This is a genomic window from Pedobacter sp. NJ-S-72 (assembly GCF_053890575.1).
In genome coordinates, this window is the sequence record NZ_CM132681.1 from 5,739,715 (window position 1) to 5,756,601 (window position 16,887).

A 16,887-nucleotide genomic window follows, 5' to 3' on the forward strand; every position below is an offset into this window, starting at 1 on the left:
TAAAATGGGAATTAACCCATGTAATGTTAGTTCAGTTGAAGAATATAAGAACAATACTCCAGGGGTTTATCTCCAGGTAGCAGGTGCTGATGGTATTGATGGCATTGCGGAGGGCTTTCATTTACGTTGGAGTTTAACTGATGCGCTTGGCAGTAACCATTTGCCAAAGGGCAATTATTATAATAGTTCTGGTGGAAATGTTTCGGGCTTTAACAAGCCAGATGATTATATCCGTATAAGCCGTATTCCATATACAAATCCAGTAAGCTTTAATATTAATTTTGAGCAGGAAAAGCCCATTGTGAATTTTAGTACAAAAACATGGAACTATACGATTAACCAGCAGGTAAATAAAAAAAAAACTCACCAACCAGGTTAAGCTAAAGTTTAACGACGAAAAAGCTTATATAAAATTAGCTAAAACCATTGATCCTAAAGTAGAGTTTTTTAAATTTTTAAACCTGTACGATGGGATAATTACGATACAAATTGCCCATAAAAAAGGCTTTCTCAGTTGGTTTTGATTTTGGTAAAAAAGGGACGAAATTGGCCATTTTAAAGGCGGAAGGACGCTCTGGAGCCGGAAAGGATGCTAATCCTGAAGAAATGCAAGTGGTAAGAAATACCATTTTATTAGAAGGCAGTCAAAATCAAAAAGATACTTTAATTAAAGGAGAAAATCTAACTGAACTGCGAATAAAGAAAACGGCAAACGGGTACCTGCAAGCTTTTTCTTTTGAAACATACCATGATTTTATCAGCACCCGAAATGCTGCTGACTGGAGTATAATCGGACAGAATTTTGGTCTCTCATTAGATGACAATCAGGTGTTTGGCCGTTTAGAAAATAATACCTATCCTATAGATAACCGCTGGCCGCAATATAACCAGGGAACAAAGGTAAGAGTTTCAAACTACCAGAAAAAGTGGAGCAATACATATGTTAACGAACCTTCGTTGAAAGATATGCTTTCCAAGTACCTCAGTTTAAGCAACAATCGGACCCGCGTGCTGAATACGTCTTTAAAAATGATGATGCGAATGGAGAGGATCCGGGGTTATCGTTAAGCTATCTGGATATAATCAATATGCAGGCACTGGATTATCACATCGCAAGAATGCTGGGACTGGGCTTTATTGATACCCCCGCTAGTGTTGGGATGAATGATCAGTTTATTTATCAGCTTAGCTATACCAACCGCAAAAGTCTGGATGATTCAAAGCAAATTGACTACACTTATACCAGCTTGCCAATATCCAAGGCCGAAAAACTAGCCCCGGAAAAGCCTAAAATGAGGCCCTTACTGTATAAATTTTTAGGCGGTGACGAAGGAATCAATACTTCTCTTGATGAAAATGGTTATTCCAAAGTGGATAATGTACGGATTGTAAATATCGGGAGAGTGGCTGATACTGATGAAATGACTGATTACGATTTCTTTTCTGATCTTACCCAAATAGAAAACTTAAACGTATTTGAACATCCGAAATCTTTTTTTATGGTCTGGAATACCGTTCTGCAAATCAATCTTCTTATGTAAAACCAGAGATTACACACGATAAATCTACTGGTGGCGTAGTTTATAATGCTTATGATGATCAATATGTTGACGGTGTATTAGAAACGGTTCCGCTGATGGACAACCCAATCAGTTTATATACACACTTTGAGAGACAAAAGGGGATACATTTTTATGCGATTTATGGAATTAACTGGTTTGCCAGGGCTTCTGTTTTAAGCGATGAGTTCTCTACAGATGAAACAATTTTTAAATCTGTAAACACATTATTGCCGCCGGCCGATGTTGCTGTTCAGTACATACAAAAGGAAAGTAGTTTAGTGTTTACCACCACAACAGAACAAAGCTGGTTGGCGGGACGATCGGAAACTTTTAAAGGTCAGGATATTAACTTTACACGGGTTACTTTTAATTGGCTTGATGTCTTGGATGTTAGTCGATTAAATAATACTACTGCGGCTGAGCTTTCTACTATGGGTAAAGGCGGATAGTGTTAAGGCTTATTTTAACCCTGGTTTGCCACTTGGAGTGGTTGGAGTGATTAATAATGTTATTGCGATTCCGGGATCAGAAGATTTGCTTAAACTGGTTATTTCCAGTTATAAGCAAATAGATGGAACATCTGTTGATCCGACTTTGGCTAGGGAAGATTTTTTTAGGTTTTCAAATAGTTTGTTATCGACCCCGGCAGGTCAGTTCAGGATACATAGTATTGAAGCAGGATCACAGTGGCCGGTTATTACAATAGAAAGAATTGCCCATGTAGAAGTTATTGATGATGCAGAAGATCAAGGGGTATATGGAACCCAAAAATCCTATACTTCACCAGAAATCGGGAGCCGGTTTACCATTACAGAAAATCTAAGCAACCCTGAAAACTGGAAACCTATTGAATCACAGATTTCATTAAAAAGTTTTGCCGATATAGATAATCCTAAACTGGAGCGGCTGATAGATTCGGAAGGAAACCCAACTACTTATTGGGTTGGAGGTTTACACAACAATGCAACGGTTAGTCCATTATTTGGACACGCTAATGACGCAGATAATTTACTTGGCTATTATAGGATTAGTTTTGATGGGGAAGGTGTTTTAGCACCACATCCCCAGATCAACTTACCTTTCGATCCCAGCAATGCCAACAAAAATTCGCCTGATCAAATCAGGCAGGCACATGTAGAATGGTATAAAGGATGGGTTAGGATACCTGTTTTAAGTGGAGATAAGGATCTGAAGCAATTACAGGTTTTACGAATAGAGCAAACTAACCCTGTGGTTTTGTATGTGTATGACCCTACCTATACCGAAGATCCAATCTTGACTTCTAACAGTCCAGAGGTACGTGTCCCCCTGAATTTTCATCCAGGTTACAGAGCTTACTTGTTCCCTGAGACTGTCGTTAATCACACTTTTAACGGGGCTAATATTTTACCTGCCGACGAGGCTAATGATAGGAAAACCTTATTAGGACTACAGGCTGCTGACACCAGACCTGATAATGGCGCATTCGTTTCAAGAATATCTGTTCCGGCGGTTCTGCTTGCCCGGAAAATTGAAGAACCTGTACAATTTGAAGTACCAAATGCAGCTGGACTTAAAGTCAGGCCAGATGCTACGGCAAAAGCGGCCTTTACTTTTGATGTTAAAATTTCACCTTCTAAAAATGGGAAATTAAGGAATCCGTTTGGCTTTTTGTTTTATAGAACAACCAGTGAAGATATTTTGGATGCACTGTATTCGCCAGTGACTGTAAATCAAATTTTTGCTGATCTGGGCAAACTCACAAAAGATTCGTACTACAACCAGCGGTATCTTGAATTGGCTAATCTTATTTTTGATCCTGTCCAGCCTGGTGCATTTAGAATATTTGAGGCAAGTCCTACTCCTTATGGTTTTCCATTGCCTGATAAGAATGATCTTACCGAGGCAGGGGATAGCCTGGCGCTGAAAAAGGTCAAGTATACCGATGCCATTCATCAAACACTATTGCCATTAACAGAGCAACCTGTTATATTTACATACCTTAAACAAGGTTTTCAAACCGAAAATAAAGTGCCGGTTATTCGTAATCTTGATGGACAACTTTTAAGCTCATCAAATCCTGATTTTAATCCATTTCCTATGGTCAGGAAATATCGGCTGGACAAAGAACCAAACACGACTTATATCAGATTTACCGATTATTTTTTAAGTGGAGCATCCAGAAAATTGTATTTTTTTGCTGGAACTGAATTAACCAATCAGTTAGAACCGGGGCTGATCAGTCCCTTTGCAGGGCCTGTAGAAATTTTGCAAACTTTAGCCTCAGCACCACCTTTAGTTACCGGTACAAGCATTAATTTAGATACTGTTTTAGTTGAAAGTGGTGCGTCAATTACGTTTAAAATAGCTCCCCTTTCTCCTGTTAGCCACATCTCCAAAATAAGGATTTACCGTACGACGCACGAATCGGATGCCCTGAGTCTGCATACTATGGATAGCCATTTTGATCAGAAGTTAGAGATTGATCAACCACTGGGTTATGAACTGACAGATAGCTTCGAGAACTTGACCTCGGTACCATTGGGTCAAACCATTTATTATCGTTTGGTGGGGATCAGAACAATTATTAATGAGAAAGAAGAAGTTGAGGATGTGCTATCACTACCAACAGCAGTGATAGCCATTAAACTTGCTGATAACCGGAATCCTGATGCGCCAGATTTGAATTATAATGATGCTGAAAACAAGCTAAGCTGGAAGGCTACAGCAAACAATAGCACTTATTATGTATATAAGCAAAATAAGCAGGGTAATTGGGAACGGGTTTATACCGTTGAGCCACCAAAGTCTGAATTGAAAATGGAATACGCATTACCAGCATCTTTGGTACCACTTGATGAGAATGGCGATAAACTCTATTATCGTTTTAAAGTGCAGGTACAAAATTCTTCAGGCTTATTCAATATTACAGATAAAGAAATAACGATTTAAGAAAAATAAATAAATATTATGTCGCAAATACCACCGATTGAAGATGCCTACATTGATGAGATCATTAAGGCACAAGACGCTTATAACCCATCGCTGAATAAGACTCAGGGGATAAAGTTGAGAGAATTAATTAAGAAATTGCGTGATCGGTTGGAGCAGGAGATTGCCGAAGCTGCTTCGGCCAATGTGGAGGATGCTACGGTGCTGGTAAAAGGGAAGATCAAGCTTGCTGGTGACCTTGGCGGTACCGCTGATGTGCCAACTGTTCCTGGATTATCTGGTAAAGTTGATAAAATTAATGGTAAAGGTTTATCTACAGAAGATTATACCACTACTGAAAAAAAAAGAAGTTATCTGGAATTCAAACAGGAGCAACAGCAAACAGAGCTGATGATGCAACTGATCTTTTATTAAGAAAAAAAGCGGATTTAACTACCGAAAATTCCTTCCAGGAAAACCAAATATTCAACAAGAAGGTTACTGTATTGGGAGCCTTCGATACCGGTCCTATTTTTGTAAATAGTGTAAGAACATACAATGGGCTTATCTATGATAAAGTAGGGCACAGCGGTTTCCAGGGTACTTTAGATCCCTATCCACTAACAGCAGATCGTGCCTGGTTTTTGCCTGATGGAACAGGTCTACTTGCTTTAAAATCGGATGTCCCTGATATTAATATTGTTACGATTTCGGCGACAGGGGATGGCGTAAAATATGAATTTATAATTAGACATAACTTTGGTCGTAGGCCTACTTCGATTGTAGTGACTGGAAATAGTACTGATACCATAACTGCTCCAATCCCTTCTACGGAGGGGATTGTTCTGCTTTGTAGTTATGCGGTGCCTATTGATGAAAATAATAAAAAAATTATTTGTATGGGACAAACTCCAGGCGGGGTAATAATAGGGCCCAGGGCGGGCTCAAATAATTTAGCCTGGACCTTGGTTTTTAAGTAGTGTTTGAGAACCTTAGCCGAATGGTAGTATTCAGAAAACTGTGTAAATAAATTGGGGGGTTCAGATACATGATGCTAATCATTTAACCCTAGAAAATTTTTAAAAAATATTGCTTATTTCAGCACTTTTTTTAACAGAAACGTTGATTTTTACACCTGATATACTAAAAGAGTCTATAAAACTTATAATCTTTTGGTTGATGGTTCGAGCCCATCATGGCCCACCCGAGTGGGCAAGCACGTTTCGACGTCGTTTGCCCACTTTTTTTCACCTTCTAATTTGCTGGAAATCGGGCATATTGCTGAGATGACTTCATTTGTATTGTTGGTAGCTTCTTTAAATCTCCTTTCGAATGTTCTACGGCTTATATTAATTAGTGTTGCCAGTGATTCTATTGTTATTTTATTTTCATAGTTTTTTTCAATATGATCCTGTACTTTTTGAATTTCCACATCACCATGGTTTCTTTGTCCTTTGAACATTGCGAATTGAGATTGGCTGTCTCTGCCAATATCTAAAGCAAAGTATTTAGAAATCATAACCGCTGTTCTCTATCAGCAAACTTTTCGATAAGATATAAGATTAAATTCCATAAACTACTTGCTCCGCCACTACTGTAAATATTATCATGTTCTGTTATTATAGCTCCATCTTCTACCTCCACCTCCGGATATCTTTCTCTAAATTCATTTATATGAGCCCAATGTGTAGAGCATTTTTTACCATTGAGCAAACCTGTCTCAGCCAATAAAAAAGCACCTATACACAAGCTGGCAAGACTTGAACCATTCTTATATAGCTTTTTAAAATAGGGTATGGCTTCTGCATTGGCTTCTATTCCTTTTATGGTATTGCCAAAGGTAGGGGGGATAATCAGCAAGTCTGTTTCAGTAACATCTTTGAGCAACCTATCGGTCTTAATCATATACTCACCATTGTTCGCCGGCACATGCTCGTTTAAGCCTACATATTCTACCTCAAAAATTGGTTTTTTACCGAACGTGATTAAAAACTCATTGGCAGTATGGAAGCTTCTATAGGGCGGAGTTATATGGCTTCAATTACCCCATACTCAGGCACAAAGACTGAAATTCGCATATTAGTTATACATTAAGATACTAAGCTACGAAAATAGTTTTGTCATAATTCACCCTGAAAATTGTCATTTTCACAATAGGTCTGATCTTATGCGCCAATGTATCTTTGAATAGTAAAATTTAACAAACAAAAAATAATTATGGCACAGGCAATAAGAATTACGGTTGGAGCAACAGCAAATGTTCTCGTAGCAAAAGTTTGGAAAGCGTGGAATACTCCAGATGACATTATCCAATGGAATACTCCAGACTCAGGCTGGCATACTCCGAGCAGTGAAAACAATCTAACTGTAGGAGGTAAATTTAAGTATAGAATGGAAGCCAAAGACGGTAGCTTCGGTTTTGACTTTGAGGGTATTTATGACGAAGTTGAATTACATAAGGAAATTGCGTATACTCTGGGTGACGAAAGAAAGGTCATTACTCTGTTTGCGGAACAAGATGGAAAAACCACTATATAACAACCACATTTGATGCTGAAACAGAAAATGACCCTGAATTTCAGAAGCAAGGATGGCAAGCTATCCTGAACAACTTTGTGAAATATGTTGAATCAATGAATTAATCCAGCACTAATTATTTAATATTATGAAAAGGAATAAAATAATTTTTTGGCTGGCAACTGGTATCATAGTACTTTGGGAGGGCATAATGCCACTGGCTACTATGCTATTTGCCCCAGAGTATGTGAATGCAGGCACGAAGCCTCTGGGCTATCCAGATTACTTTGCCCATACACTTATCATCTGTAAAGTACTCGGCATTTTTGCTATTTCTTATTCTAAAACACCAGCTAAAATAAGAGAATGGGCCTATGCAGGTCTTACATTTAATTTAATCTTTGCTTTCATCAGTCATGCCTGTGTAGATAAAAATATTTGGTTTATGCTACTGCCACTCATAGTACTTGGTATACTTGCTGTTTCTTATGTGTATAGAGATAAAATTTCTGCCGCTTAATTTATGAAACCATGATTGAGTATAACCACGATAAATTTAGAAGTGTGGTCTTCATAACATTTTCAGGGAATTGTAAAAAAGCACTCAGTTTCTATCAAAGCTGTTTTGGAGGACTATTGCAAATTGAAACTTTTGAAAAAGAACTATCTGGTTACATTGAAAAGCCTGTTGTTAGCGGATCATTGGTTTCTGATAGGATAATTATTCATGGTTCGGACCTGGTACATAACGAAGGACGAAAATTAGGGAATTATATTTCTATTTTTTTTTTTTACTGTAAAAACACCAATGAAAGGAAAGAGCTAATCAAAAAAATGGAATCGGATAAAAGAAGTTTTTCAGTAAATAATGATGATGACCAAAAACTAATTGAATTAACTGATGATTTCGATGTGAGGTGGATACTAAGCGTTTAGCAGGTGATAATATTAAATCAGGTAAAAAATGGTTCGAGAAGCGCCCGGTTGGGCCTACCGCTAAAAAGCCACTTTTCTGAAAGAGAAGCGGCTTTTTTCGTTTTTAAATTGGACTTCCAGTTTTACTGAGTAACTGTTTGCTGAAAATTTTATCTGATTAAAGATGATCTTTATTGTTGAGGCAATAAGATAGGTGCTTTGGTATTCCTATAGGCAAAGCTATTGGCAAGTAGCACTTCCTTCAGCAATGCAAAAATTAGCAAAGCGAACGTCTTCATCTCTCAATTGGGAAGGGTTATTCAGACTGCGGTAAATTCCCCATTTTGGCCGGCAAAAAGTTGTACCTGATCTCCACAAATCTATATTGGAGTTGCTATAGGACATTAAACTTGTACCATCACTTACTTTATTGATTGCGATGTTATAAGTTCCGGAAGAACCAAATTTAATGGTTTCTACAACTTCTACCCAATTGCCTTTGAAAAGTGACAGGTTAACAATCTTAACTTTAGTACTTGTACCTGAAGAGTTGACGTGAATAAGCTCCATTTTGTCCGTATTATTAGCTCCAGCGTGGGTAATGGTAATTAGAGGAGCGCCAGCATCATCACCATCACCGGCTTTGATCTGGTGAAGATGGGTAAAGCTGGAAGAAGCCTTAAAACCGGCGTCTATCTTAAATTTCCAGCGATACGTAACGGTTTCACCATTAGAGGCTTTAAGGTTCGCCGGAGACGAGCCATAAGTTTTAATTTCCGTACGCTGACGATCGGTGGCTTGACATCTGTCATCGTCTAATGCAACATGTGCGGAAAATACAAATACATTGGTGTTGAGTACGGAATCAAAAACCTCACTAATATGGTTCTGGGCATGTCCGCAATCAGGTACTTCATAGGCTGTTCCGCCCAGTACACTATTGATTAAACTGTAGGTATTTCCCGGGCCATCGGCGTTTAAAGTCACACCAGCTGCTGCGATGGAAATATCAGATTTGGTTTTAGTGGTTAACTGCGGGGATGCCGGATTTTCGGAATTTTGAATACCTTTTTCACAAGAACTAAAAATAAGTCCTGTCAGCAATAAACTTAAACATTTAACTTTCATAGGGGATGAATTTAAAATTATGGTTTACAAATGGTTAATTTGTGAATCGGCCAATCACACAATGTAAATTTTATGATTTAATTTTAAATTATCAATAATTTTATGAAATTTATTTAATCAATTATATAAGTATTTTATTAAGCTTAAATGGCATTTATTCATATTTAAGTGCATCGACAAGATTCGCCTTTGCCGTTTCAAAGCTTTGCAAACTTACTTGAGTATTACGATAATTAATGAAAGGAAAGCAGCAGGATTTTTCAAACTCATTAACGCAGATTACAAAGTTTCCAACAATAAATTTTCCTTTCTCGATGGAGGTTCTTCCAATATTTCCTGACACCTTCACGGAGCCTGTTAGTGTAATGCAAGCGCTTATTCTAATTTTTTCTGGCTTTGTAGTTTCAAAACTATCGTGATAAATAGTGACCAATTTTGTGTTGGGATACTTTAACAATCCCAATGGAGTTGCCCATTTAACTAATGTTTTGTTTCAACATCCCATTTCATTCTATTTTGTGAAAGGATAGCTTAAATAAACTTCTTTGATGTCACTTCAATTAGGAATTATCTATGAGGCAAAGATGCTGATGTAGATTTTATTAAGTTAAGTTATTGTATATTAAGTAGTTAGTGTAAGGTATCACCCGTTGGGATTCCAAATGGGTGATACCTTATACCATAATAAACCTCTATTTACTTCCCATAATCAAAAGAAACGGTAAGATTGCTGTTTAGTGGCTTTCCATTCTGGCTTGTTGTACTGCTGGTTAGAAATCTGCTTCAATGGTAGTTTCATATTATTATATTGATAACTGCTTTTAGTAACCGTAACAATTGAGTCAGTCTTCGAACCGGTGTTAATATAAGTTACCTGTCTTTTGCTGACCACATTATGTTCACTAAATTCCTCTTCCTGAATATCATCTACTAGGTAAGGAAGCAATTTATGGGTATAGAAAGAAGGATACCCCTCATAACCCGAAACCTCTGTTTTCCATTGAATCTTGCCAGCGAAACTAGATGTTACTTGCTTTATATTTTTATCATCACCATAACTGAGTACAACACTGGATTGCTCTGGCTTGTTTCAGGGTTCTTTAATGGTACTGGAAATAAGAATTAATCTGTTACGGTCATCGTAAGTATAGCTGGTTGAGCCTAACTGGGCTCCATTTGAAGAGGAAGTATTAATCCTCCGGCTGATTTTCCTTTACCATCCCGTTCAAATGTGCCAATGCTAGCCAATGCAGGTTTTTCGGTCATTTAATCTTGTTCATAAGAGTGTACCTGTGTTTAGCTTTCCTTCAGGATTGTAGACACAGGAGTCTCTTGACAACAAATCTCCCTCGTCAATGAATGCACTGATCACTAATGGATTTTTACGAGCGTCATAGGTGATTTTAGTGAGTTCCCCGGTTACCCCAGTAATTTTCGTCAGTTGACTTCAGATGGCATCTACAGAAGGACTCTGATCCTCTGATCACCTGTGGTACCACAAGGACCGCCAGGGATTAACTGTCTTTTTAAAATTGTGAATATATAAAAATCCGAACACTTATGTGGATGGATCTGGTCGTGGATGAATTTGTTTGTACTTCTCTTAATACAGTTTTGGGCAATATGTGCATGGTTTATCTGACAACGTAAAAATGCAATTTTCAATAAATTCAAAGATAGGTATGGTAAACATTATGGGGGAAATGGGTTTGATTCACCAGTTTGTATTCAGCTTGGTGCCATTGGACGGAACCTTCAAATTCAAGTTCGTCAGGAAAACTTTATTCATAGTGAATTGTATTATTAATATTGGTTTGTAAATTATACTGAATATTTAGATTCACAAAAATGGAACTCTTAATTGAAGAACTTAAAAAACTATTGAGTGGCGGCGGCGCCCATGTGGGATTAAAAGATGCCACTGCAGATATTCCTTTTGCGCTGCTTGGTGAAAAACCCCATGCTTTACCTTATTATTTGGCAGCTTGTTGAACACATTAGAATTGCTCAATTGGATATGCTGGAATTTAGCAAAGACGGCAACTATAAATCGCCCAATTGGCCCGATGAATATTGGCCAAAAGAAGTTGCTCCAACAGACAAAAATAGTTGGGAGAAGACTTTGAGGCAGATCGATGATGATTTAAAGGCATTTGTTGAACTGATTCAGACACGGGATTTATATGAACCCATTGCACACGGAAGTGGACAAAACATTTTGCGGGAAGCACTTCAAATTGCAGACCATACAGCCTATCATATTGCTGAAATTATAGTCATCCGGCGTTTACTTGGTATATGGAATTAGATTCTTTGGCCCAGGCCTGAAAAGCCGGTTCTAGCCTGAAGAGTTTTGGAATCTTTAACTTTTTGATACATAGTTAATAAAGATGCAGATCCTTTTTCCTTACTGGCAATACTTCTTTACTAATTCCATCAGTTCTTGATTTTTTTTTTCTTCTTAAATGTATCTTTGCTTTTTTTCCAGCCAGTAGGTTTTAGTAGCGACGTCTTTTTGACCTGTGGAGATCATCCCGATCACTGATGACCTCGCTGGCATGCCTGGTCCGGTTTTGTGCGCTACGCTTTGAACAGGATCAAGTGCTGCCTGTAACTGCTCCTGAGAAATGGTTAGCTCATAACCTAATCGTTCTTTCGCTGCGGTCTGGACCATTTTAATTGTAATCTGATCGGCAGTTTTCTTTTCCGTTATTGCAGTATTCACAACTGATGCAATAACTTCATGTGCATCTCTAAAGTCAAGGTCAGTACTCTTAACCAATAAATCTGCCAGATCAGTCATTGTGGAGAAGTTTTCCCTGGCGTATCTGAGCATGGTTTCTTTATTGACATGTAAGGTACTAACTACACCTGTCATTGTATGTGTAGCAGCTAAAAGAGCATCCAGTGCCTTTGGTTCCAGCATAACCCTCACACCACTATGTTGATATTCGATGCTATTTAGTGACGTCAACACAGACACGAGTTGTCCTATAGTTATTGAAGATGCCTTACGTGTTCTTTCAAGGGCATCAGGATTTTTTTTTTTTTCTGAGGCATCATACTGCTTATGCCGGCATAGGAGTTATCTAATTCTGCCGAACTGTATTCGTCTGTACTCCAGAGTTGTATCTCTGATGCCAGACGGCTAAGCTCACTCATGAAGATGGCATTGTCAGAAGCGAATTCAGTGATATGATCCCAGCCAGCAGCTCCTTCTATAGTGTTGACGACTAGCTGGTTAAAACCCAGTAAGTCAGCAACTCTATATCTGTTCAAATTCCAGCTGGTGCCTCCGCTAGCTCCGGCCCCTAATGGAGATTGATCAATGCGTTCATAAAGCTGAAGATACCGGTCTAAACTTTTTGCCAGACTTTCATCAATAGCTGTTAAATAATGAGCAAGAGTACCCGGTTGTGCCTCTTTTCTATGGGTGTAAATCACCATAACAGTTTCCACATGATCAAGTGCTTTAGTCTGGATTGCTGCGCGCAGGCGTATAACAGCCCCGATCACCTCGAGTAGCTGATCCCGTAGAAACATGCGATTAATGGTGTTGTCCAGATCATTGCGACTGCGGCCGATATGCATTTTTCCACCAACACTGCCAACTTCTTTGATTAGCTGTGCTTCATATGGAAGATATACTTGCAGGGACGGATTTTCAATGGCCAGTTTATCTACTTTGAGCAAACCATTAAATATAGCTTTAGCTTCTTTATTGTTGATGATGTTTTGTTCGGTCAGCATGATTACATATGCTTTATGCAATAAGGTCTGATAAGGGAATGTCACACTGATGAGATTTTTTGCACTGACTTCGTAATCATAAAGCTCCTGGAATTCGGGTGCTTTTGAACCTGAAGTACGGCCAGTCCGGCTGGCATCCTGCGGCGCTTTATCTGAGGTATTGTTTGAGTTTTCCTTCGCTAAGTCTTTTCCAGTAAATAATTGCGCTTTCAATTTTGAAGGTAAAAACACAGTTATTATTGCTGCTATGGTGAACAGATAGTGAATTTTAAATTTCATAATGATCGCAAAGTAAGAAAAAACATTATGTTAATGAAATTAAGTTGCATTTGAAAGATTGTAAATCTGTAACATCAAATACCGATGTATTTTTACCAAAATCCACTATCTTTACCACTCAATTTAACACCCCATTTCGTGATTAATGTAAATAATATCTCCGTTTCATTTGGCGGAACTATCCTGTTTAGTGATGTAACCTTTTCGATTAACGAAAAATGATAAAATAGCCCTGATGGGTAAAAATGGTGCCGGCAAGTCTACCATCTTAAAAATAATTGCAGATGCTACAAAACCCACTTCGGGTAATGTAACCGGGCCAAAGGACGCTGTAATTGCTTATTTACCACAGCATTTGCTTACGCAAGACAATGTTACCGTTTTTGAAGAGACCTTAAAAGCTTTTCAAGAGGTACATCAAATGCAAAAGGAACTGGACGAGCTGAATGAGCAACTCACTATTAGAACCGATTACGAAAGTGACGATTACATGAAGTTAATTGAGCGTGTATCGGAGTTGAGTGAGAAGTTTTATTCGGTAGAAGAAGTCAATTACGATGCCGAGGTAGAAAAAGTGTTAAAAGGCTTAGGTTTTGAACGTAAGGACTTTACTCGTCAAACTTCTGAATTTTCGGGCGGATGGCGCATGCGGATTGAGCTAGCCAAGATTTTATTAAAGAAGCCCGATCTGATTTTACTGGATGAGCCAACCAACCACATGGATATTGAAAGTATCCAATGGTTGGAAGATTTTTTAATCAACTCAGCAAAGGCCGTGATGGTAATCTCGCACGACCGTACTTTTATTGATAACGTCACCAATCGTACAATAGAGGTTACCATGGGTCGGATATATGATTACAAGGCCAAATACAGTCATTACCTGCAGTTGCGTGCTGACCGCCGTGTCCACCAATTAAAAGCTTACGAAGAACAACAGCGCTTTATTGCCGATAACCAGGGGAATTTATAGATCGCTTTAGAGGTACTTACTCAAAAACTCTGCAAGTGCAATCACGGGTAAAAATGCTCGAAAAACTCGAAGTTATTGAAATCGATGAAGTGGATACTTCTGCATTGCGCCTGAAGTTTCCGCCATCTCCACGTTCGGGTCAATACCCGGTAATTGTAGAAGAGCTGACCAAAAAGTATGGCGATCATGTGGTATTCGAAAAAGCATCGATGGTGATTGAGCGGGGAGAAAAAGTAGCTTTCGTGGGTAAAAATGGTGAAGGTAAATCGACCATGATTAAATCTATTATGAACGAAATTGATTTTGAGGGCAGTTTAAAAGTTGGCCACAATGCGAAGATTGGCTACTTTGCTCAAAATCAGGCGGCATTGCTGGATGAGAATTTAACGGTATTTGAAACCATTGATCAGATTCCATTAAGCAATGGGGCCGTAAAAATCAAAGACCTTTTAGGTGCCTTTATGTTTAGTGGCGACGATACCACTAAAGGTTAAGGTACTTTCCGGCGGAGAGAAAACGCGTTTAGCGATGATTAAACTGTTGCTGGAACCGGTAAATGTATTGATTCTTGATGAGCCGAGCAATCACTTAGATATGAAGACCAAAGACATCATTAAAGGGGCCTTGCAAGAGTTTGATGGCACCTTGATTTTGGTATCACACGATCGGGATTTCTTAGACGGACTGGCTCATAAAGTATTTGAATTTGGTAATAAACGTGTCAGAGAGCATTTTGAAGATATTAAGGGATTCCTGGCCTACAAGAAAATGAGCAATTTGAAAGAGATTGAGAACATGTAAAACTTATTTCTATGCATTTGGTTGTGGGAGTATTAAATCCAGAATCAAATTGGGGCAAAATTTATTCAGCTTTTTGTTAGAAGGACAAAAAAGTATTCAATACGCTGAAACACAGTTAAAGATAAGTCCCAATCAGTTTTGTGATCAATTTAATTGATTCTCTTAACCTTATGCTTGAATCGGGCAGCCTTTCTATCCTGAAAGAATCCAATGGGTTTGCAACTCAAGCTCAAAATTGACTTAAGAGAGCAATTCTTTGAAAATATAATTTCCGTTTCGAAGCTGTGAATACGCTTCTTCGAAACGGAAATTATGTTCGTTCATATCCTTATCGTAAGGAAATACCTCAGCTATCAAAGGAGACTGTGGTAATTCTTCTGCCTTTGAGAAATTAGACTGTATTTTGGTAGGTTTATAACCGTTTCCGCAAGTCATAGTATCAAAAGTATAACACTTACCATTCACAGTTCCTTCTATCTCAAATAAATACATGAGGCCATTGAGTAAATTCGTTGCTTTCAAATCTCCCTTAACCAGCAATCTACCTCCTGGCTCTCCATAGTAACCGAGCACAGTATCTTTTACAATCACATTTCCTTCCACAATGATGTCAAGCCAACCAGATAATATTAAATTATTGGCGATAAGATTACCAGTAATATATACAAATTGCGGTAACGACTCAATATCTTTACCTGCATCAAAATTTCCGTTTACGGTCAGGTTAACGTTTGCAACTATATTTCTTGTTTCTGTTTGTTCATCTGGAGCCAGTTCTGAAAAATTAATTATCAGGTCACCATCAATAACCTTATCACTCTTCCCAGGTTTCTATAGAGCCGGATTGTAAGCGAAAGCCTTTCAGTTGTGGATTTATTTTCCCTTCACCTATATCTGAGATTTTTATAAGTTGTATTTCAGTAGATGTTTGACGAACAAGGTGTTTCATTGTTTTTTATGTTAAAGATCAAAAATATTTTCGGGTCACTGAACAAGGCCGGAATAAAAAATCCGCTTTCAATTATGGATTATTCCAAACTATTGCATCATGCTGGCTGATAACCTAAAAAACCAAATAGATTATGAGAAAAAAAAATACTACTAATCAGTATGATAACGATTTTCAATGTATTTAAAGGATATACGCAAGATAAAACCATATCCTGGATCAATGAAAATGCTCATCCATTAGCTGTTGATACCGTAGTATCAGTTAAGGATTTATCATTTTTATCATCGGAGCTTCAGGGAAATACAGTCGTTGGCCTCGGAGAAGCATCCCATGGCACAAGAGAATTTTACAATCAGAAAAAACGAATCATTGAATACCTAATTACGAATCTAAAATACAAGCACCTCAGTTTCGAATTACCTGGTACTTTCGTTGAACCGATCAATCATTATGTATTAGATGGGAAGGGCGATTTAAAGGAACTAGTGAGAAAACTGTATCTATATGGAACTGAAGAGGTCTGCCAGGTTTTTCAACTGATAAGGTCTTATAATGAACAACAGTCCTTTGAAAATAAAGTTTCATTATCTGGACTCGATAGAGAAGAATACGCTGGTAATCCGCTTACCAGGGATAAATTCATGGCCGAAAATATAATTGCAGAGTACAAAAAATCGAAAAATAAAACTATCATCTGGTCACATAATGTACATCTTGCAAAAGATTCAGCCGCGAGACATTATGAGGGGCTGGGCTTCTACATCGGAAAAGAATTTGGTGAAAGTTTTTATGTATTGGGCTTTGATACCTTCAAAGGAGCAGTCAATGTCATTGATGGTCAGGAGTTCATCAGACATGGTTTTGTTGGAGAACAGGGGTCTTTTTCAGATATTTTCGCTCATGTAAAATTTACAGACTTTTTCATCTCTTTTCGTAAAACCCCGAATCCATTTTCAGGAATCAAAAATAACATAACAAATATTTATTCAAACTGGACAGAAAAAAGAGTACTTCCGGTAAGCCTCGGGAATGATTTTGATGCCATTATATTTATTCGAGAATCAAATCCATCTGTTAAACTGAAATAAGGATATCATATT

The 16,887-nt window shown here is 38.0% G+C and carries 21 protein-coding genes and 1 pseudogene; 14 read left to right on the top strand and 8 right to left on the bottom strand.

Translation table 11 applies throughout. The features are described from left to right. Nucleotides 1–4: 4 nt before the first annotated feature. The 7 genes from ACWYN3_RS37730 (at nt 5) to ACWYN3_RS37760 (ending at nt 5,452) form a co-directional block, all read left to right on the top strand. Nucleotides 5–379 carry a hypothetical protein gene (locus ACWYN3_RS37730; protein ID WP_456218776.1) on the top strand — a complete coding sequence of 125 codons (375 nt, stop codon included), beginning with the start codon at nt 5–7 and terminating at the stop codon, nt 377–379. 110 nt (nt 380–489) lie between these two features. Further along, nucleotides 490–1,068, top strand: a complete 579-nt coding sequence (locus tag ACWYN3_RS37735; protein ID WP_456218777.1) for a hypothetical protein — start codon at nt 490–492, stop codon at nt 1,066–1,068. A gap of 20 nt (nt 1,069–1,088) precedes the next feature. Then, on the top strand, nt 1,089–1,541 hold the full coding sequence (locus tag ACWYN3_RS37740; RefSeq protein WP_456218778.1) for a hypothetical protein: 453 nt from the start codon (nt 1,089–1,091) through the stop codon (nt 1,539–1,541). Between the two features lie 95 nt (nt 1,542–1,636). Then, on the top strand, nt 1,637–2,011 hold the full coding sequence (locus ACWYN3_RS37745) for a hypothetical protein (protein ID WP_456218779.1): 375 nt from the start codon (nt 1,637–1,639) through the stop codon (nt 2,009–2,011). A 25-nt stretch (nt 2,012–2,036) separates the two neighbouring features. Then, on the top strand, nt 2,037–4,493 hold the full coding sequence (locus ACWYN3_RS37750) for a hypothetical protein (RefSeq protein ID WP_456218780.1): 2,457 nt from the start codon (nt 2,037–2,039) through the stop codon (nt 4,491–4,493). 18 nt (nt 4,494–4,511) lie between these two features. Further along, entirely contained in the window at nt 4,512–4,907 is a 396-nt protein-coding gene (locus tag ACWYN3_RS37755; RefSeq protein ID WP_456218781.1) for a hypothetical protein, read from the top strand. A gap of 71 nt (nt 4,908–4,978) precedes the next feature. Beyond that, nucleotides 4,979–5,452, top strand: coding sequence for a hypothetical protein (locus ACWYN3_RS37760; RefSeq protein WP_456218782.1), 474 nt, complete (start codon nt 4,979–4,981; stop codon nt 5,450–5,452). Between the two features lie 182 nt (nt 5,453–5,634). Here ACWYN3_RS37760 and ACWYN3_RS37765 read toward each other — a convergent pair whose 3' ends face one another. Beyond that, nucleotides 5,635–5,991: a hypothetical protein gene (locus ACWYN3_RS37765; protein WP_456218783.1), complete on the bottom strand. Its 357-nt coding sequence runs from the start codon at nt 5,989–5,991 to the stop codon at nt 5,635–5,637. Next, on the bottom strand, nt 5,988–6,377 hold the full coding sequence (locus tag ACWYN3_RS37770; protein ID WP_456218784.1) for a DJ-1/PfpI family protein: 390 nt from the start codon (nt 6,375–6,377) through the stop codon (nt 5,988–5,990). Before ACWYN3_RS37770 ends, ACWYN3_RS37765 begins: the two co-directional genes overlap by 4 nt. 312 nt (nt 6,378–6,689) lie before the next feature. On the opposite strand from ACWYN3_RS37770, the gene ACWYN3_RS37775 reads away from it, so the two are divergent. The 3 genes from ACWYN3_RS37775 to ACWYN3_RS37785 all read left to right on the top strand — a co-directional run bounded on the left by ACWYN3_RS37775 (nt 6,690) and on the right by ACWYN3_RS37785 (nt 7,925). Then, on the top strand, nt 6,690–7,010 hold the full coding sequence (locus ACWYN3_RS37775) for an SRPBCC domain-containing protein (protein ID WP_456218785.1): 321 nt from the start codon (nt 6,690–6,692) through the stop codon (nt 7,008–7,010). Nucleotides 7,011–7,137: 127 nt separating this feature from the next. Continuing rightward, entirely contained in the window at nt 7,138–7,509 is a 372-nt protein-coding gene (locus tag ACWYN3_RS37780) for a DoxX family protein (RefSeq protein WP_456218753.1), read from the top strand. Between the two features lie 11 nt (nt 7,510–7,520). After that, nucleotides 7,521–7,925, top strand: a complete 405-nt coding sequence (locus ACWYN3_RS37785) for a glyoxalase (RefSeq protein WP_456218786.1) — start codon at nt 7,521–7,523, stop codon at nt 7,923–7,925. A gap of 219 nt (nt 7,926–8,144) precedes the next feature. On the opposite strand, the gene ACWYN3_RS37790 is transcribed toward ACWYN3_RS37785, so the two are convergent. Together ACWYN3_RS37790 and ACWYN3_RS37795 are read right to left on the bottom strand one after the other, a co-directional pair. Then, nucleotides 8,145–9,032 (bottom strand): heparin lyase I family protein, encoded by an 888-nt coding sequence (locus ACWYN3_RS37790; protein WP_456218787.1) that lies wholly within the window; start codon nt 9,030–9,032, stop codon nt 8,145–8,147. Nucleotides 9,033–9,741: 709 nt separating this feature from the next. After that, the gene (locus ACWYN3_RS37795; RefSeq protein WP_456218788.1) at nt 9,742–9,978 is read right to left on the bottom strand and encodes a hypothetical protein; all 237 of its coding nucleotides are present in this window, start codon (nt 9,976–9,978) and stop codon (nt 9,742–9,744) included. A 902-nt stretch (nt 9,979–10,880) separates the two neighbouring features. On the opposite strand from ACWYN3_RS37795, the gene ACWYN3_RS37800 reads away from it, so the two are divergent. Both ACWYN3_RS37800 and ACWYN3_RS37805 read left to right on the top strand, forming a co-directional pair. Next, complete coding sequence (locus tag ACWYN3_RS37800) at nt 10,881–11,024, top strand: hypothetical protein (RefSeq protein WP_456218789.1); 144 nt, start codon at nt 10,881–10,883, stop codon at nt 11,022–11,024. 19 nt (nt 11,025–11,043) lie between these two features. Next, nucleotides 11,044–11,340 carry a hypothetical protein gene (locus ACWYN3_RS37805; protein ID WP_456218790.1) on the top strand — a complete coding sequence of 99 codons (297 nt, stop codon included), beginning with the start codon at nt 11,044–11,046 and terminating at the stop codon, nt 11,338–11,340. A gap of 153 nt (nt 11,341–11,493) precedes the next feature. On the opposite strand, the gene ACWYN3_RS37810 is transcribed toward ACWYN3_RS37805, so the two are convergent. Next, nucleotides 11,494–11,958: a hypothetical protein gene (locus ACWYN3_RS37810; protein WP_456218791.1), complete on the bottom strand. Its 465-nt coding sequence runs from the start codon at nt 11,956–11,958 to the stop codon at nt 11,494–11,496. Nucleotides 11,959–12,029: 71 nt separating this feature from the next. Continuing rightward, nucleotides 12,030–13,061: a lyase family protein gene (locus tag ACWYN3_RS37815; RefSeq protein WP_456218792.1), complete on the bottom strand. Its 1,032-nt coding sequence runs from the start codon at nt 13,059–13,061 to the stop codon at nt 12,030–12,032. Nucleotides 13,062–13,199: 138 nt separating this feature from the next. On the opposite strand from ACWYN3_RS37815, the pseudogene ACWYN3_RS37820 reads away from it, so the two are divergent. After that, nucleotides 13,200–14,835: pseudogene (locus ACWYN3_RS37820) on the top strand (ABC-F family ATP-binding cassette domain-containing protein). Nucleotides 14,836–15,075: 240 nt separating this feature from the next. On the opposite strand, the gene ACWYN3_RS37825 reads toward ACWYN3_RS37820, so the two are convergent. Next, complete coding sequence (locus ACWYN3_RS37825) at nt 15,076–15,426, bottom strand: hypothetical protein (RefSeq protein ID WP_456218793.1); 351 nt, start codon at nt 15,424–15,426, stop codon at nt 15,076–15,078. A 223-nt stretch (nt 15,427–15,649) separates the two neighbouring features. Then, a complete protein-coding gene (locus ACWYN3_RS37830; protein WP_456218794.1) occupies nt 15,650–15,784 on the bottom strand; it encodes a hypothetical protein in 135 nt (44 codons plus the stop codon). A gap of 161 nt (nt 15,785–15,945) precedes the next feature. Here ACWYN3_RS37830 and ACWYN3_RS37835 point away from each other — a divergent pair, with 161 nt between their 5' ends. Then, nucleotides 15,946–16,875: an erythromycin esterase family protein gene (locus tag ACWYN3_RS37835; protein ID WP_456218795.1), complete on the top strand. Its 930-nt coding sequence runs from the start codon at nt 15,946–15,948 to the stop codon at nt 16,873–16,875. The last annotated feature ends 12 nt before the right edge of the window (nt 16,876–16,887 follow it).

Coding starts and splice junctions, on each gene's coding strand:
- ACWYN3_RS37730 (WP_456218776.1), top strand. CDS start 5: ATGGGAATTAACCCATGTAATGTTAGTTCAGTTGAAGAATATAAGAAC.
- ACWYN3_RS37740 (WP_456218778.1), top strand. CDS start 1,089: ATGCAGGCACTGGATTATCACATCGCAAGAATGCTGGGACTGGGCTTT.
- ACWYN3_RS37745 (WP_456218779.1), top strand. CDS start 1,637: ATGGACAACCCAATCAGTTTATATACACACTTTGAGAGACAAAAGGGG.
- ACWYN3_RS37755 (WP_456218781.1), top strand. CDS start 4,512: ATGTCGCAAATACCACCGATTGAAGATGCCTACATTGATGAGATCATT.
- ACWYN3_RS37765 (WP_456218783.1), bottom strand. CDS start 5,991: ATGATTTCTAAATACTTTGCTTTAGATATTGGCAGAGACAGCCAATCT.
- ACWYN3_RS37770 (WP_456218784.1), bottom strand. CDS start 6,377: ATGATTAAGACCGATAGGTTGCTCAAAGATGTTACTGAAACAGACTTG.
- ACWYN3_RS37775 (WP_456218785.1), top strand. CDS start 6,690: ATGGCACAGGCAATAAGAATTACGGTTGGAGCAACAGCAAATGTTCTC.
- ACWYN3_RS37780 (WP_456218753.1), top strand. CDS start 7,138: ATGAAAAGGAATAAAATAATTTTTTGGCTGGCAACTGGTATCATAGTA.
- ACWYN3_RS37785 (WP_456218786.1), top strand. CDS start 7,521: ATGATTGAGTATAACCACGATAAATTTAGAAGTGTGGTCTTCATAACA.
- ACWYN3_RS37790 (WP_456218787.1), bottom strand. CDS start 9,032: ATGAAAGTTAAATGTTTAAGTTTATTGCTGACAGGACTTATTTTTAGT.
- ACWYN3_RS37800 (WP_456218789.1), top strand. CDS start 10,881: ATGGAACTCTTAATTGAAGAACTTAAAAAACTATTGAGTGGCGGCGGC.
- ACWYN3_RS37810 (WP_456218791.1), bottom strand. CDS start 11,958: ATGCTGGAACCAAAGGCACTGGATGCTCTTTTAGCTGCTACACATACA.
- ACWYN3_RS37815 (WP_456218792.1), bottom strand. CDS start 13,061: ATGAAATTTAAAATTCACTATCTGTTCACCATAGCAGCAATAATAACT.
- ACWYN3_RS37830 (WP_456218794.1), bottom strand. CDS start 15,784: ATGAAACACCTTGTTCGTCAAACATCTACTGAAATACAACTTATAAAA.
- ACWYN3_RS37835 (WP_456218795.1), top strand. CDS start 15,946: ATGATAACGATTTTCAATGTATTTAAAGGATATACGCAAGATAAAACC.